We start from the raw sequence: 16,706 nt of genomic DNA, 5'->3' as shown, positions 1-16,706 counted from the left end.
CAACCAGCGGCCGAAGCGCCGCTCGGTTGGTGCATCGCTCGAACGGCGTCGACTTGCCTCGCTCGAACCGCGTCGAAATAAGCGCAACGACGCAAAATCGTCGGTCCGATTGCACCGTTCGCAACGATTCCGCTCGGCGTGTTTTGGCGGGATGCGTGCGCTTTACGGCAGATTGCGAGCTAGGTTTTGGTAGGGCCGGTAATACCTTCGGCAAATTTCGTAACGGCGGCGCTATGCGCGCGCCTCGCCACGGTCGTTTGCAGCCGTTGGTTGGGAGAGAGACTATGTATATCAAACGGCGGCAAGTTCTGATCGCGATGCTCGTCATGAGCCAACTCGGCTGCATGGCGTTCGGGGTGTTGTGGGCGTCGCAGTGGCTTCACGCCGCGTTCAATCAGATCATCCATCGCTCGGTGACGCTGCAGGCGGAATCGCTTGCGCTCACCATCGCCCGGCAATCGTCCGATCTCGCCGATTTGCAGCAACCAGTCGACGCGTCAGGTAGCAAAGACTCGCTCCAGCGCCTCGTCGAACAACTCAACGTTCCTCACGATGGATTCGTCTCGATCGTCCGGACAGCCGACGGCAAGGTCATTGCCGCGACGCTCGCGGCGCCGGCGGGCATCAAAGCAGGAACGGCTCTCACGACGGAGACGCTGCAGACTGGCAAGGGCTCCCCGCAACCGCTGCTCGCCGCCCTGGCTCAAGATAAAGGCGAGGGAAAACAGTCGTTCGTCTCAGGCATGTCCGAATTCGCGGGCCAGCCGTACGCGGTAACCGCCTTGGGCGTCCCGCAGCACGAGGCGGCGATTCTCGTCGCGCTCTCGGACGCGAGCGTCAATCGACTGTCGGCCGAGCTCGTGACTCCCATGATTCAGGTCGGCTTCGTGCTCACCGGCGCCGTCGTTGGCGCCACGGCGATCTGCACAATCTTCCTCGTGCGTCGGTTCGACAGCACGCTGCTGGAAGTCAGCTCGTCGCTCGAACGTGAAGTCGAACGCCGCACGCTCGGCCTGCAGCGGAGCCGCAACGCGGTGGTGTTCGGTCTGGCGAAGCTCGCCGAGTCGCGCGATAAGGACGCCGGTCAACACCTCGAACGGCTGCGGACGTACGTGACGATCCTCGCCAGCGAACTCGCCAAGCATAACTCGAAGATCGACCACCACTACGTCGCCAACCTCGCGATCGCCTCGGCGCTGCACGATGTCGGCAAGATGGGCGTCCCCGACGCGGTAATCTTGAAACTTGGCAAGCTGACCGCCGCCGAACGCCGCGCCATGCAGATGCACACGGTGCTTGGCGACGAGTGCCTCGCTTCGGTCGAGCGGATGCTCGGAGACAACGACCAATTCCTCACCTTCGCTCGCGAAGTCGCCGCCGCCCACCACGAACAATGGGACGGCAGCGGCTACCCCTACGGGCTGCAGGGAAAGGACATCCCGCTGGCCGCGCGGATCGTCGCGCTGGCCGATGTATACGACGCCCTCACCTCGCACCGCGAGTATCGCCCTGCGGCAAGCCACGCCGAGGCCCGCGAGTGGATTGTCTCGCACTACGGTTCGCAATTCGACCCGGAAGTGGTCGAGGCGTTCATCGCCCGGGAAGTCGACTTTGCGAAGATCAGCCAGGCGGCCGCTCAACTCGACGAACGTCGCGTCGCCGCCTCTGCTCAGACGCCTGCGACGGCGGAGTTTGAGCAAGCGCCAGCGACCAGATCGACCCTCTAACGGCTGAATCCGTCCGGGCGCGTCGTTTGCACTCTGCCCCGCCGAACTGCTTGCTTCCGGGCCATCGCGGCCTGATACTGGCGGTTCGCGGGTCATTGGGTGCAACTTGGGGACGACGCCATGAAGTTTTTGTCATTTCTGCAGCCGGGCTGCGCGCTTAAGAACCAGCCAGCTCCCAAGTGGCTGCAAGCGGCTCCGCTGGTCGCCACTCTCGCCGGCATCGGCGGGCTTGCGACCGAGGCAGACGCCGGCATCGTCGGTCGCAAGCGGGTGGCAACGGGCCTCAACGCCCCCATGTTCGCGACATTCGCTCCCGGGGATTCAACGCGGCTGTTCATCGCCGAGCGGGGCGCCGGTACGGCTAGCAATGCGACGGCGGCGATTCGCGTTCTCAACTTGCAGACCGGGCTGTTGGAGCCGACGCCTTACCTGTCGATCCCCGGCATCAACACGAACGGCGAGGGAGGGCTGTTGGGGCTCGCCTTCCATCCCGACTTTCAAACGAACCACAAGTTCTACGCCTACGTGACGGCAAACGACTCCGTCGCGAACACGCCATTCAGCTCCTATATCCGCGAGTACACGGCGCCGAGCGCCACGTCGAACACCGCCAACACGGCGTTTACTCCGATTCTCAATACGACTCAACCCGATACCAACCACAAGGGCGGTTTCATTGGCTTCAGCCCGAACGACGGCTATCTCTACGTGATGTTCGGCGACGGCGGCGGCAGCGACGACAACGACACAGGCCACACCGCCGGCACCGGCAATGCTCAAGATATTACCTCCAACTTCCTAGGGAAGGCGCTACGAATCGACGTTGATCGCGATGACTTTCCCCTCGACGTCGATCGAAACTACGGCATCCCCTTCGATACTGCTGAGTCGCCCGGCAATCCATTTGCACCAGACGCACCCGGCGGCGCCAACCCGACCGGCGACGATGAGATCTGGGCCTACGGGTTGAGAAATCCGTTCCGCGCCGGATTCGATCGGGCGACTGGCGACCTCTGGATCGGCGACGTGGGACAAAACACGCGCGAGGAGATCGACTTCCAGCCCGGCAACAGCGTTGGAGGCGAGAATTACGGGTGGCGACTTCGCGAGGGAACGATCGCCACGCCGTCGGGCGGCGTCGGCGGCGCCAAGCCGACGGGCGCCATCGACCCCGTGTGGGATTACAAGCGTCCCGACGATCCGACGCTCACGCCTGCTGAAGCGAATTTCGTCGGCACTACGGTAGTCGGCGGCGTTCCCTACCGCGGGCCCGATCCCGAACTGCAAGGGCTCTACTTCTTCGCGGACTACGGCAGCAATCGCATCTGGACGCTCCGCCCGGCGACGGAGACTTCGCCGCAAGTCGTCGAGTACGTCACGCCGCAGTTGCCGACGGACGTCGGTACGCCCAGTGCGATTTCGTCGATCGTCGAAGATGCTAACGGCAACATTTACATCACCTACCTTACCGGGGCCGTCTACCAGATCGTGACCGACGCCCTGACGCCGGGCGACTTCAATGCGGACGCGAAGGTCGACAACGCTGATCTTACTGCGTGGAAAACGGGCTTCGGCACCGCGACCGGCGCTAAGGCTGCCAACGGCGACGCCGATGGCGACGCCGACGTCGATGGCGCCGACTTCATGGCTTGGCAGCGGAACTTCGGCTGGTCGGCGCTGAACGTCGGCAGCGGAACTCCAGCGGCGACTGTGCCGGAGCCGACTGCTGCGGCGCTGGCGGGACTTGCGGCGCTGGGGTTGGTGCTTGGGCGGCGGCGCGGTTAGCGTGGCGCGTCTGTTGGGCGCGGAGTCGAATGCCCCCCGGTTTGAAGAACCGGGGGCTAAGGGGCGCTCGGTGCGATGCGACGCTGCTAGGCGTCGTCGAAGTCGGGGTCGTCGGCGAATGGCGAATCTTCGTCTTCGTCGTCCTTCTCAACCACGTCTTCGTCGGGCTCGGCGCCGCCGAAGGTATCGGGGAACTCCTCGTCCTCGGTGAGGTCGTCTTCCCAATCTTCTTCGAAGTCGTCGTCAAAATCGTCGTCGAAGTCGTCGTCTTCGAAGTCGTCGAAGGGGTCGTCCCCTTCGGCCGATTCGCTAGCGGTCGCTTCGCCCGTGAAGTCGCTGGGCGTCTCGTCGAAGGTCCATGGCCGATCGCCCAATTCCGACGTCCCGTTGAGGTCACGGGCGAAGAGGGGGGCGACATCGCCGTAGGGCGACTCCAGAATCGACTCGGCCGACATGGCGCAGACCATTTGCTTGCAAACCTTCGCGGGGATGAAAAACGTGCCGCCTCAGCGTCGTTCCGGGGGCTGGCGTGCGCCCTGGACGAGCCACAACGATAGCATGAATCCTCCAGAATTGCTCCCCGTCTCGGCGGCGTCAACCGTCCGCGGGTGCTGGCAGGCCTGTCTAGGCCGATTTTCGGCTTTCCGGTAGACTGACGGCGTTCGCGCGACACCCCCGCGCGCCGCATGGATGTAAAGGGTCGATGGAAATGGACGGAGCTGCGCTTTTCGCGTTGATCGCCGCGGTCGGTTTTGGCTGGCAGCCAATGCCGGACGGAAGCGAGCGGTACGAATATATCGTCCAGGTCGACGAAGAACTCGCCGCGACGCTGGCCTCGGGAAAGTCGATCCCCATCGTGGGCGAAGTCCCCGACGACATCCGCCCGATCGGCTGGGTGCGGGTGGTGATCGGCGACGGCGCTCCCCCTCGCGAGCGGATGGTGACGCGGCTCAAACCGGTGGTCGCGGCCACTATGGCCAAGCCGGAACTTCCCGCCGAGGAGTCGATTGTCGTCCGCGGGCAGAACGCCGTCGGGTCTGCCGACTACAACCGCTACGGCGAGATCCCACAGCAACTCTCGCAGCAGGCGGCAGCGACGGCCAACGCCGTGACCAATGCGGCGACTGAAGCCTGGAACGGCGGTTCGACGCCGGCGCCCTCCGGGCAGGCGCTCTTCGACAACGCCGTCGCATCGGGGACGCAGGCCTGGAACGAAAACGTCGCCGGCCCCGCTGCCAACGCGATGAACGACGCCGCTCAGAATCTGCAAACTCAACTCGGCAACTCGGTTCAGCAAGGTTTTAACAACGCCTCCAACCAGGTGCAGCAGAGTGCTCAGAATGCCGCGGCATCGCTCGGCGAGCGGACGAGCAGCGTCATCAACGAACTTCGCAATCCACAAGCGCGGCAGCCGGCGACAACGTCGCGCGACGTGCGCAACCAGCCTGCGCCGCTGACCGCCGTCGCTCCGCCGGCAACCGGCTCCGCAGCGACTGGCGCTCCCCCAGCGATCTACGGCGACTCGCAACCGGCGAACAGCTGGAATCAAGACTCACTCCCCACGACAACTCCGCTGCAGTCGAACGCGCAGTCCCCTGCCCCATCGGCGGCGGCCGGCAGCACGTGGAACAACACGGCAACAGCTCCCTTCCCCACCGCGGCGCCGCTCGCGAACCAGGGGACGAGCGGCCTCGGCAACGGTTCCTCACAGCAACAACCAACGCAGTACTCTCAGCAACAACAGCAGCCCGCCAGTGGTGCGCCTGCCGCGAACGAGTGGAACAGCGATAACTTTGCGGCCAGCCAACCTGCAACGAACGGAATGGGCGGCGTTAATAACACGGCGACCAACAACAACACGTCGACTAGCAACCCGTGGCAAGGCGTGGCCGATCCGCGCGTGCCGGCCACGACCGCCGGCTCAACGAGCAGCACGCCCGGAATCGGCGTCATGCCGCCGCAGGGCGATCTCGCCAACGGGCAGACGCGGCCGTTCGGCGGCGGCGGTTCGCAGTGGTCGGGCGACTCGCCCATCCCATCGGCTCCTCCGCTCGCTTCCGAAACCAACCTGGCTGGAACTGGTTCGACACTCTCGCCGTCGAACACTGGGGCGCCCGCCATCAGCGTGGGAATGATGAACCAGAACCCCAACCGCCCGCTCGACGAAGTCGCCGGCGCTGCAGGAACTGGAACGCCCGCAACGCATGCCTCGACGGGGCAAACGACGCCGCCAGCGACGATGAATCGCGATATCTTCAATTCTCCGCGATCGAACCAACCGACGAACGGGCAACCGGCCGGCGCTGGCCAAGGCGGCTCCGCGACGATGCCAACCGCTAATACGCAAGCTAATGCGGCGGCCGGCACGGGCGGGCGGGACAATGCCTTCATCGCCTTGGTGGCATGGGTGCTGTTGTTCGGCTCGGCGTTCGGCAATTTGTATCTCTTCTGGAGCTACCTCGACGTGCGGCAGAAGTACCGTTCGCTGGTTCGCAAAACGGCGCGAGCCGTCGGAAGTCGTTTTTCGGCGGCGTAGTTCTGCGTTCGCGAAAAGGTGCGTTCCGCTGCCGCACGCCGGTCTCAATCGTCGCTCACTGTAGCCGGAGGCCCACGGCCTCCGGACTGGCGCGACACTTATGTTGGCCATTCTGCGGATCGTTCTCCCCGGCGGCACTCCCGCCCGGCCCGCGTGGCGGGCCGGCTAGTAGAGAAGCGTATTGTAGTGCTGTTTGTTGTCGTGTCGCGTCGCTTAGTGTCGCAGATGCGATTTTTGGCGACACAATGCTAAGTCCTTTCTGTTGTTAGAGTTAGCGGTCGTTTTTGAGCGATTTTCGTGACGTTGACGCGACAGTTAGCTGGTTGATTCGCCCTAGCGCCTCCTCGTTCCCACGCTCTGCGTGGGAACGTCGCTTTCGACGCTCAGCGCCGCGATACGAAGGCGCGCTCAGGTCTTCGACACTCACCGCTGGACCGCCGCGGAGCGGCGGGGAGTGCGTTCCCACGCGGAGCGTGGGAACGAGGACTCGGTCCGGGGCAGTCGCTACAATGGTCCCATTATCGCGAAATTAGTCGTCTGCGCCTCGCGCGATTTTCTGCCACCCCTGTAAACGCCGATGTCGACTCCGACAGCCCGTGGACGGTTCTTTTCGCTGAAACGCTTCGCTCTCTTGGCGGCGGTCGTCGCGCTGGGGTGGGCGACGTTCGAGGGGATGAGTCGGTGGTGATTGTCGCAGCTCTACGGCGGACTCGACCGCGTCGCGATGTTGCGGAATGCGACCGAAGTGACCGCCTGGCGGTTGATGCCGCCCGCACACTGGCAGACAGGGATGCCGGCGGCAGCGCCGGAGGAGTTTCAAGTCGCCGGCGATCCAGTCCAGTTGTCGCGCGGCGCCGCTTACGAATTGCAGCAGTTGCTCGCGACGCCGGGGAGCTACCGGTTCTTCGCTCCTATCGTCGAAGAATGCGGCCCGCCCGATTACGGCGTCAAGTTTTCGTTCATCAACGGCGGCGATGAAGTGGACGTTTACGTGTGCTTCAAATGCCGCGCGTTGGCAGTGACGCGGAGCGACAGGACAAATGGCGAGGCCGATTTTGATCCGTCGGCGTCGAGGCTAGTCGCGATCGCGCAGGAGTTGTTTCCTGGAGATGCGGAGATCATGGCAATTCGACCCTAGGCCTAGTTCCTTCGTACTCTAAGGTGGCATCCAACGCTATTCGCCATCATAATTCGGACATTGATTGCAATTTACTTGCAGCTTCCGAACGTCGCTTCCTGGCTACTTCAATGACCGATTTCGCCGCCCCACGAAAGCTCGACACCGCTGCCGCGGATTACTTTCAACAAGCCGAGGGGGCCTTCAAACGAGGCGAATTGGAGCATGCCGAAGAGCTTTCCCTGAAATCGGCAAAGATTTATGCAGACGCCGAGAATGGCGAGGTCGCGAAAGTCTACAGTAAGTTGGGCGATATCTCTTGTCGACAAGGCGACCTGCGCGCTGCTGAGCAATGGTATTGGAAGTCAATTAACGTCAACGAGAGGAATAACAATCACCAAAGCACGGCGGTGACTTACCACTCCTTGAGCGGCACTTTTTTCGCGAGAGAAGATTACACAACCGCCGAGAAATGGCTGCGAAAATCGATTTCAGTCAGCGAGCGATACGGCGATGAGTTGGTTGCTTCGCCCTGCTATCACCAATTGGGGTTGATCGCGTACAAGCGAGATGACTTGGATGCCGCTGAGCAATGGTATCGCAAATCAATTGAGATCGAAGAGCGTCACGGTAAGGAGCATGAGGCGGCCACGACCTACATCAATTTGAGTGCGGTCGCCAATGCTCGGAAAGACTTTGAACTAGCGGAACAGTGGCTGTGGAAGTCGATCGAGATCAAAGAGAGATTAAACGACCTTCGCGGCGTTTCAGCAAGCTACCACCAGCTAGGAATCGTCGCCTATACGCGCGGTGATCATCCAGCTGCGGAGAAGTGGTACCTAAAATCACTTGAGATTGACGAAGGGTTGGGAAGAACAAGAAGCGTTGTCTACACCTGCTTTAGTCTCTGCACAAACGCACAAGACCAGGGCGACGAAGATGCTGCTGAGAAATGGCTGCTTAAAGGCCTCGAACGCTGCCGCCGGGAAGCACAACCTTACGAAGTCATCAAACTTGGGATGCGTGCTGAAGAGTCGCATCGGTTCGCATTCGCTGAACGACTGTATCGAGAGTCGCTGGAGATTGCGAAGGAATATGAAAATGCTCCGGCTGAAGCATCTAGCTATCGATACTTAGGAAATCTCGCCGCTCGGCAGCGCGACTTCGAGGAATCCAAAGATTGGTATCGGAAAGCCTTCGAGGTTTATCAAAAACTTGGCGATATGGATTCGGCCGCAAAGTGTTGCCTCAGTCTTGGCAACCTGAGCCTATCAAAAACGCCTGAGACGCCGATTGACTTCGTCGCCGCGAAGCAGTGGTTTAATCGAGCGGTGGAATTGAATGCGGGAGCGACTTGGCGGGACTGGCTCGTGCTCACGGCTCGGCTGTGGCGGTATCGATGCCGCCACTTTTTTGCTCGCTAGTCATTAGGCAGCGTGTGCTGGGGGGGCGTTATCTCTGGGTGTCTGCGACAACGCCGACACGCCGGCGGGGATCATGGGCGAGATGGCGAATTGTTATCGCCGGAGTGTTTGTGTCAACCTAACCTAACCGCTTCCGCGACCGGCGGTCGCGGCTTTTTGGGGTGGCGGGAGGGGTCGTTTGCGGCGGTTACTCCGGCGCTGCGATGTCGACAGCGACGATTTCTTTGTCGTTGCGGGCGAAGAGGGTATGGTTGGCGTAGGCGGGGTGGCTCCAGACGACGTTGCGGCCGAACGCTTCTTCCGTCGGCTCGAGGACGTGGAACCTTCCAAAGGATTCGAAGCCTTCGCGGGTGAGGCGGGCGACCATGAGGTCGCCGGTTTCGGTCATTAGGAAGTAGCGGTCGGTGTCGCCGATGCGGGTGATGAACGCGCTGCCATGTTTTATGAACCGCTTTTCGTCGGGCTTCGTTGGTTCAAAAGTTTCCCAAAGCCGCGAGCCATTCTCGGCGTCGACGGCGAGCAAGGAACCCTCGTTGCAATCGGTGCCGTAGATGACGCCGTCGACGATGAGGGGCGTCGTGTTGGCGCTGAAGAGTGCGGCCTTCGGCTTGCCGCGCCAAAGTTCCTTTGCGGCAGGCTCGTCTTCGCTGAGCTCCATCATTACTGAGGCGCTTTGGATGCCGCTGGCGTAGAGGCGGTTGCCTTCGCGCATCGGGCGGGCGATCGACATTTCGTAGAGCGGGGTGACCGGGATGTTCCAGTATTCACTGCCGTCGACGGGGTTGAGGCTGGTGACGCCTGCGGGGTTGAAGGCGATGAGTTGGCGCGTGCCGGCGGCTTCGATGATCGAGGGGGCGGCGTAACCGGCGGGGCCGTCGAGAGCCTTCCACTTCACTTCGCCGGTGTGGCGGTCGAACGCGACGAGCGATTGGCCTTCGCCGCCGACCATCGTGTAGAGCAAGTCGCCGTCAACGAGCGGGTGGGCGGAGAAGCCCCACATCGGCACGTCGGCGTTGAAGTCGTTCTTCAAACTATGTTCCCAGACGACTTCGCCGGTGGCGGCGTTGAGGCATTTGAGGTCGCCCTCGCTGCCGAGGATGTAGACCATGTCGCCGACGACGGTGGGCGTGCAACGGGGTCCGGCGGGATACGAGATGCTGTAAGGGCAGTCGTAGGAATGCTGCCAGAGTTGTTTGCCGGTTTGCTCGTCGAAGGCCGTCAGGCGTTCGCGACCTGTGAGGTTCGCGCGCTTGCCCGGCTCGTTGACCGACTCGCCCGATTCCTTTGCATAGTCGAAGACGAACACTCGGCCGCCAGCGACTGCGGGCCCTGCGTAGCCGCCGGCGATCGGCTGCCGCCAACGGACTTTGAGGCCGTCGGCGGGAATGGCGTCGATGACGCCCGACTCGCGGTAGACGCCGTCGCGATTGGCGCCCATCCAGCCGGGCCATTCGTCGGCGCCGGCCGAGCCGAGGGTGCACGCTGCGATGAATGACGCCGCCCACAACGCACGATGATCGATTGACACGACGGCTGGCTCCTGGCTGGAACGGCAGCGAGGCGTGCGGCGGAGGCCGACGCTGCTGGCCGATTGGCTTGAAGGCCGAATTATAGGGGCTGTCCAGCGGCGGGGGCGGGGGGAATGTTGGTGGATAGCCGTTATTGAGTGGCGGGGAGTTCATGGGTGGCACCGACACTCGGCCGCGACCGGCTCTCCACTCTGCCGTAGAAGACCGGCCGCGTGTCGGGGTCGCGCTAGCGACGAGAGGCGATTGAGCGAAGGCTGCGTTGCCTCTGGTTGTCTGCGACAACACCGACACGCCGGCGGACGCGTTTCACGACATTGCCGCACCGACTCGCCGGAGTGTCGGTGCCACCCGGGGGCTTTGGCGGAGAAGTTGACGGGTTGCGTAGTGGTGGCCGCGTTACCCCCGGTTTGAAGAACCGGGGGCTAAGGAAGTCGTTGCGCGAATTCATCGCTCTACGGAGCGGTTATGCGCGGCGCGGTTCTAGGTGATCGCCGCGGCGGCGGTAATTGGGGATGGTGTGGTGGCGGCGCGAGGCGCTTTCGGCGCGGCGGTTGAGCGCGTCGTCGGCGCTGACGATGTACGCTAGGGCGCCCTCCCCTTCGTGCGACTCTTCGCGGTAGTCGCTGGCCGGGAGGTCGAACGAGTATTCGTGGAACTCCGACGGGGCTTCCGTCGCGACGGCCGCGGGAGCGGCGACTGCGGGGGCGTGGCGTTCTTCGACGATGCGTTCGATGAAGGGGTAGTCGTAGAGGTCTAGTGCGGGGACGGGAATGGGGGCGGGAGCGGGGACCGCGACCACCGGTCGCGGCTTTTTGGGAGATTTTTTGGGCTTGGGGGGGGCGATTGGTTCCTCGATCGCCACCGGTTCGGGTTCGGCGATGACGACTGGCGGGGCGACCGGTTCGGGCTGGCCGCGGCGGACGGGGATGCGGCGGCAGTCGCCGTCGAGCTTGCGGAACATTTCCCACATGTGCTCGTGGCAGGTGAACATCAGCAACTGATGGCCGGCGGCGGCGAATTCGCTGAGGACCTCGGCGGCGCGGCGGGTTCGTTCGATGTCGAAGTTGACTAGCACGTCGTCGAGCACCATCGGCACGTTCACGCCGCGGCGGGCGAAGTTGGCCACCAGCGCCATGCGAACGCTGAGGAACAGCTGCTCGCGGGTGCCGCGGCTCAGCACGTCGACCGGTAATGCTTCGCCGGCGGCGTTGTCGACGAGCAGGATGTCGTTCGACAACGGCGTCCAGATTCGCTTGTACTGACCGTTGGTGAGCTTCGCCATGTAGCGCGACGCTTCGGCGAGCGTTTCGGGCTGGCGATGGGCTTCGTAGTCGGCGCGGATGCGTTCGAGAACGCGATTGACCGTCGCATGGCGGCGCCAATCGGACTTCGCTTCCTCGAGTTGCTTCTCGACGACGCTGAGATCGAGCGGGCGTTCGGCGAGCGAGCGGTCCTTCGCGAGTTCGGTCTGCTCGCGGGTGTGCGAGCCGCGTTGCTCGGCGAGTTCTTTCAGCTTGTTGCCGGTCAGGTCGAGACCTGCGGTTGCTTGCTCCCACATTTGGTCGAGCGTGCCGATCGAATCGGGGGCGAGGAGGTTGTTGAAGACTTCCTCCGGTTCATGGCGGCCGATGGCGGCGACGATTTCGCGGGTGACGGCGTCGCGCTGTTGCGTGAGGAGGGCATGTTGGTGCTGGTCGGCGGCCATCATGCGGTACTCTTGCTCATCCTCGCAGCCGCCGGCTTGGAACATGGCGCCGCGACGACGCTTGAGACCGACGATCGTTTGCAGATGTTTCCCTTCTTCCGCTTTGAGTTCCTTCGCCTTCACCACGAGATCTTCGCGGCGTTGGACGTCGCCGAGTTGGCGGCGGCGTTCGGTGAGGAGGTGATCGAGCTGGTCGAGCGGATTGGCGAATTCGATTTGCTGGTTGCGGTCAGTCGAATTGCGATCGGCGGCCGCGTCGGATTTCTCGCGATTGGCCTCTTGCTTCTGCTTGTTGTCGTTCGAGACCTTCGGCTTCAGCACGCAGCCGACTTCTTCGGCGAGGTCGCGGATGCGGCGGAGGAGCGTTTCATGCTCGCGCTGGCGGGCGGCGGCGTCTTCGCGGCGATGGCGAGCGCGGGCTTCGAGGTCGGCGAGCTGGCCGTAGCGATCGGTGACGCTGAGCAGCAGTTGCGGATCGATTTCGCCCGGCAGGCCGAGGGCGACGATCTTCGCCTTCCAGGTGGCAAACGCAGCTTCGCGTTCGCGCTGAGCTTGCTTGAGTCGGGTTTCAGCGTTGGCAACTTCGCCGCCCGCTTGCTTGCGCTGAGCCTCGACGGGGAGCACGTTCTCGAGTTCGGCGAGGTGACGCTCGGCGGCTTGCATACGGAGCACGACCGAACCGTCGGTCATCGGCAGTTCGGCGTCGACTTGTTGCTTCTCGCGCTCGGCGTCGGCGATTTGCTTGCCGACGACTTCCATCTGGCGCTGGCAGGCGTCGAGTTTGTCGGCTGCGGCGTCGTCGGCGAAGTACTTGAAGACCCAAGCGAACGCGGCGCCGCCGATGCCGACGAGCGCCACCAAACTGCCGTACTTGCCGAACGGCGAATCAGGGACGAGCAGCCAGACGCCTAGCATCAGGGCGCCGGCGACGAACGCCGCGAGCAACCAGCCGAACAGCCACAGCGGCATCACCTGATCGTCGAGCAGGTCGTGGCTTTGCTGTTCGAGTTCGACTTCATGCTGGCGGGCCATGTCGAGCCGTTGCTCGACGGCGAGCCGCTTGCGGAGGCGGGCGACGAGGTTGCTCGCTTCTTGCAGATCCATCGGCAGGCCGTGCGATTCGCCGCCGACGATGGCCGTTTCGATTTGCGTGCGGAACGAGCGTTCGCTCTCGCTGAGCATGTCGACGTCGCGTTGCGCTTGCTCGAGCCGCTTTTGGGCGAGGCGCAGGGCGTCGATTTGCGGCTGCAGGGCTTCGAAGTCGCTTTCGTTCAGCTCGTTGAGCCGCGTCGCGTCTTTGACGCCGAGGGCTTCGGCGAGCCGCTTTTGCTCGGCAGTGAAGCGGGCTTCGTAGCTCTTCGCTTCGCGTTCGAGTTCGTCTTGTTGCCGCTGGAGCGATTGGAGCCAATCGCGTTGTTCGCCGAGGGCGTCGATCCGCTGGGCGTTACGGACGAGCAGTTCGTTGATGCCGAGGCGTTCGGCTTCGTCGCGCAGTTGGTGACGTTGGCCCTGCAGCACGTCCGACTGGCGTTGGTGTTTTTCAATGTCGGCGTTGATCGCGTTGAGCCGTTCGATCGCATCAGCCGGCAACTTCACGCGGCCGCTGAGGTGGCCGAGTTGCTCGTCAAGCTTTTCGCGTTTGCGCCAATTCGGCTTGAGGCCGACGGCGATTTCGACCGTGCGGGCGTGGTGCTCGGCTTTGCGAACTTCGGTTTCGACGGCGATGATTTGGTCGTCGAGTTCCTTGATCTTTACCGCCAGTTGCGACCAGAGGCGATTTTGCTCGCGGAGGCGATCGACCTCAGCGCGGAGGCGTTCGCGCTGCGTCGTCAGGCTGACGATGCGCGACGACTGGCCTTCGTCGTTCAGCAGCGAGTGACGATTGGCGCGAAGTTCTTGGATAACGTCGAAAAGGCTGACGCGGTCGAGGCCGGACGTGAGGCGGTAAATCCACTCGGCCGCCTTGCTGCCGCTGAGCATGCCGAGTTCGTGGATTTCGTCGAGGCCGACGGCGAAGATGTTCGTATAGGTCGGTTCGTCGACGTCGCCGAGCGATTCGCGCAGTAGGCGATCGCCGCTGGTGGCGCCGTCAGAGGTGGTGCAAATGACGCGGCCGACGTCGTCGGGGCCGCGGTCGGCGATGCGGGTCGCGCGGAAGCGGAGGTCGCCCTCGACGATGCCGAGCGTGCCGCCAGGCTGGCCGCCGTCGATTGGCGGGAGGTACTTCTTCCGCCGGCTCGTCGACATGCCGTAGAGCACGCTGCGGATGAACTGCATGACGGTCGTCTTGCCGGCCTCGTTCGGGCCGTAGAACGCCGTGACGCGGCGGGAGAGACCGGTCAACTTCAGGTTATTCCAAACGCCGAAGCCGTCGATTTCAAGGTCGGTGATTTTCATGGTTCGCGATCCGTGCTGGCCATTGTGCCCGGGCGCCGTGCCGAGGCGTTCGCGGAGCAAACTCCGCGGCTATGTTTGTTGGTTGGGATTGAACGTCAATCCGTTGGTTCGATCCTGGCGTGTGTGTCGTTACTCTTCGACGTCGTCGAGACTCATTAGGTCCATGCCGAGCTTCGATGCGGCGACGAGCAGTTCGCTGCGGTCGGCGCTCGAGACGCGGGCCAGCTCGGCGAGCGGGCTCCCCTTGAGACTCGCGGGGAAGAACTCTTCGAGGTCGAGCGGAATCGCATCGTCTTCTTCAAGCTCGCGCAGTTGCCGCAGCACATCGCCGCGGATGGTTTCTTCGTCGTACCATTCGCCGGGGACGCAGAGGGGTTCGTCGCATTCGATGGCGACGCTCCACACGGCGGGCGACTTTTGGCCGTACATGTGGCGGAGTTGGCCGATCAGTTCGTCGCTCAGTCCGCCGGGGCGGAGTTGGTTGAGCAACTCGCCGCTGCCGGTGATCCGCCACGTGACGAGCAGGTCGCGATCGGGATGCTTCGCCTTCAGGTTGTTGACGCGGACGTCGATTTGCGGAAGCAGCGTCGTCACTTCGGCGCCGGCGGTGAGTTCGACGGTTTCGGTGATCCAGCGAACGACGTCGACGGCGACAAAGTTCGTTTTCACATGGCCTGATTCGTCGACCGAGACGACGGTACAACCGAAGGCGCCCGTTTCGTCGGGCGTGCGGCCTTGCGGCGTGCCAGCGTAGTGGGCGATGCCGGGCGATTGGTCGACCGTTTGCCGGCGATGCTGGCCGCCGAGAGCCATGTAGTGGACGCGGTCGCCTTCGCTGCCGGGCGCGGCGGCGGTGCCGTGCGCGACGCCGATCGTGAACAGTCCCTTCGCATCGCGGTGGAAGCCGCTGTCGTCGACAGGCTGACCGGGGTTGCGGCTGATGCCTTGGATACGGGCAATCGTTTGGTCGCGGCGTTTGTGTTCGAAGTTGCCGACGCGGCCCGAGGGGAAGCGGTGGACGTTCGAGGGGAGCGTGGCGGTCGGCGGCCAGGCATCGACAGGATCGTTCTGCCCGCCGGCCCAGTAGACGGCGATGTTGTGATCGGCGAGGCGACGAAATTGTTCGAGGAGAAACACAATGGCCCGCGGTCCGGCCTTATCGAGGTGGACGACGTCGCCGGAGAGGAGGAGCGCGTCAGCGCCTTCGGTGAGCGCGGTCTCAAAGATTTGTTCCGCCGCCAGGTACGGAGCTTCGAGAAAAGCTTCGCGCAGTTGATCGGGAATTTCGGACACGCCGGTCAGTGGGCGTTCCAAATGAAGATCGCCGGCATGGACGAAACGAAGCGGGGGCTGCGACATTCGACGCCTCCTTGCGTACGAAAGTGGGTCGGCCGCTGCGCGAGTGGGAGCGCGCAGCGACAGCGATAGCGGGGCGGGTAGTTTAGCCTAAGTTGGCAAAGAGACCAACTTCAGGTTATTGGCGGTGCTAGCAGTACGCTACGCAGAGCGATGAGAGCCACCGGCTCTGCCGGTGGACGGAGCGCAAGAAATGCTGACCTTCCTTGAAACGCGTCCACCGGCGGAGCCGGTGGCTTCTATTGGGCATTCTCCGCAATTCGCCCATCTTCCATGTGGATCACGCGATCGGCGACGTCGAGAACGCGGGTGTCGTGGGTGACCATCAGCACGGGGCAGCCCTGCTCGCGGGCAAGCTGTTGCAGCAGGTCGACCACCGCGCGGCCCGATTTGCCATCGAGCGCGGCGGTCGGTTCGTCGGCGAGAATCAGCTGCGGCCCGGCGACGAGCGCCCGGGCAACCGCGACGCGCTGCTTCTGACCGCCGGAGAGCTTTTCAGGCATGTAGTCGAGCCGATCGCCGAGGCCGACGAGTTGCAGCATCCGCGTGGCGCGATCGCGGGCTTCGTCGGCCGAGACGTTGGGATGGAGTTCGAAGACGAGTTCCACGTTCTGCCGCGTCGAGAGAAATGGCAGCAAGTTATGGGCTTGGAAGATGAAGCCGATTTTGCGGCGGACTTCGACCAATTGATCGCGCGTGGCGCCGTGGAGCTCGTGGCCGAGGACGAAGAGTTGGCCTTCTTGCACGTCGCGGAGGCCGGCGATGAGCGTGAGGAGCGTCGTTTTGCCGCTGCCGGAGGGGCCGGTGAGGAGCACGACCTCGCCGGGGACGATGTCGACGGCGACATCGAAGAGGATTTGTTTTTTGAGTTCGCCCTCGCCGAAGGAATGGCAGATGCCGCGGCCGGAGACGACGGGTACTTTACCTACACCTTCTGGCTCAGTCAGAGATTGTATTTGATTGACAGTCATCATCGGATTCGACTTAAGTATTGCAGCGTCGGTACCTTTATTTCCGACAGACAAAGGCATTTAGCACAGAGAGCACAGAGGACACGGAGAAAATACAAGTATAAGTATTAATGCAATTCCTCTGTGTTCTCTGTGGCCTCTGTGTTTAAGTATTTGAAA

The 16,706-nt window shown here is 63.1% G+C and carries 10 protein-coding genes; 5 read left to right on the top strand and 5 right to left on the bottom strand.

Annotated features, from left to right (window positions below; translation table 11 throughout):
* The first annotated feature begins 284 nt into the window (after positions 1-284).
* Positions 285-1,727: an HD-GYP domain-containing protein gene (locus PLANPX_RS08565; RefSeq protein ID WP_172991939.1), complete on the top strand. Its 1,443-nt coding sequence runs from the start codon at positions 285-287 to the stop codon at positions 1,725-1,727.
* Between the two features lie 120 nt (positions 1,728-1,847).
* Positions 1,848-3,512: a PQQ-dependent sugar dehydrogenase gene (locus tag PLANPX_RS08560; protein ID WP_152098330.1), complete on the top strand. Its 1,665-nt coding sequence runs from the start codon at positions 1,848-1,850 to the stop codon at positions 3,510-3,512.
* 86 nt (positions 3,513-3,598) lie between these two features.
* Here PLANPX_RS08560 and PLANPX_RS08555 read toward each other — a convergent pair whose 3' ends face one another.
* Positions 3,599-3,979: a hypothetical protein gene (locus PLANPX_RS08555; RefSeq protein ID WP_152098329.1), complete on the bottom strand. Its 381-nt coding sequence runs from the start codon at positions 3,977-3,979 to the stop codon at positions 3,599-3,601.
* A gap of 236 nt (positions 3,980-4,215) precedes the next feature.
* Between PLANPX_RS08555 and PLANPX_RS08550 the strand changes: the two genes are divergently transcribed.
* The 3 genes from PLANPX_RS08550 to PLANPX_RS08540 all read left to right on the top strand — a co-directional run bounded on the left by PLANPX_RS08550 (position 4,216) and on the right by PLANPX_RS08540 (position 8,589).
* Positions 4,216-6,048, top strand: a complete 1,833-nt coding sequence (locus PLANPX_RS08550) for a hypothetical protein (protein ID WP_152098328.1) — start codon at positions 4,216-4,218, stop codon at positions 6,046-6,048.
* Between the two features lie 688 nt (positions 6,049-6,736).
* Entirely contained in the window at positions 6,737-7,186 is a 450-nt protein-coding gene (locus tag PLANPX_RS08545) for a hypothetical protein (protein WP_152098327.1), read from the top strand.
* Positions 7,187-7,209: 23 nt separating this feature from the next.
* Positions 7,210-8,589, top strand: coding sequence for a tetratricopeptide repeat protein (locus PLANPX_RS08540; protein ID WP_152098326.1), 1,380 nt, complete (start codon positions 7,210-7,212; stop codon positions 8,587-8,589).
* Between the two features lie 187 nt (positions 8,590-8,776).
* On the opposite strand, the gene PLANPX_RS08535 is transcribed toward PLANPX_RS08540, so the two are convergent.
* The 4 genes from PLANPX_RS08535 to PLANPX_RS08520 form a co-directional block, all read right to left on the bottom strand.
* Positions 8,777-10,117 (bottom strand): PQQ-binding-like beta-propeller repeat protein, encoded by a 1,341-nt coding sequence (locus PLANPX_RS08535; protein WP_420844074.1) that lies wholly within the window; start codon positions 10,115-10,117, stop codon positions 8,777-8,779.
* A gap of 464 nt (positions 10,118-10,581) precedes the next feature.
* Complete coding sequence (locus PLANPX_RS08530) at positions 10,582-14,220, bottom strand: AAA family ATPase (protein ID WP_152098325.1); 3,639 nt, start codon at positions 14,218-14,220, stop codon at positions 10,582-10,584.
* A gap of 129 nt (positions 14,221-14,349) precedes the next feature.
* Entirely contained in the window at positions 14,350-15,579 is a 1,230-nt protein-coding gene (locus PLANPX_RS08525) for a metallophosphoesterase family protein (RefSeq protein ID WP_152098324.1), read from the bottom strand.
* Between the two features lie 236 nt (positions 15,580-15,815).
* Entirely contained in the window at positions 15,816-16,550 is a 735-nt protein-coding gene (locus PLANPX_RS08520) for a DevA family ABC transporter ATP-binding protein (RefSeq protein ID WP_232536337.1), read from the bottom strand.
* Positions 16,551-16,706 lie beyond the last annotated feature (156 nt).

The organism is Lacipirellula parvula (assembly GCF_009177095.1).
Taxonomy (GTDB): Bacteria; Planctomycetota; Planctomycetia; order Pirellulales; family Lacipirellulaceae; genus Lacipirellula; species Lacipirellula parvula.
This window is presented reverse-complemented; position numbering and strand designations above follow the sequence as displayed.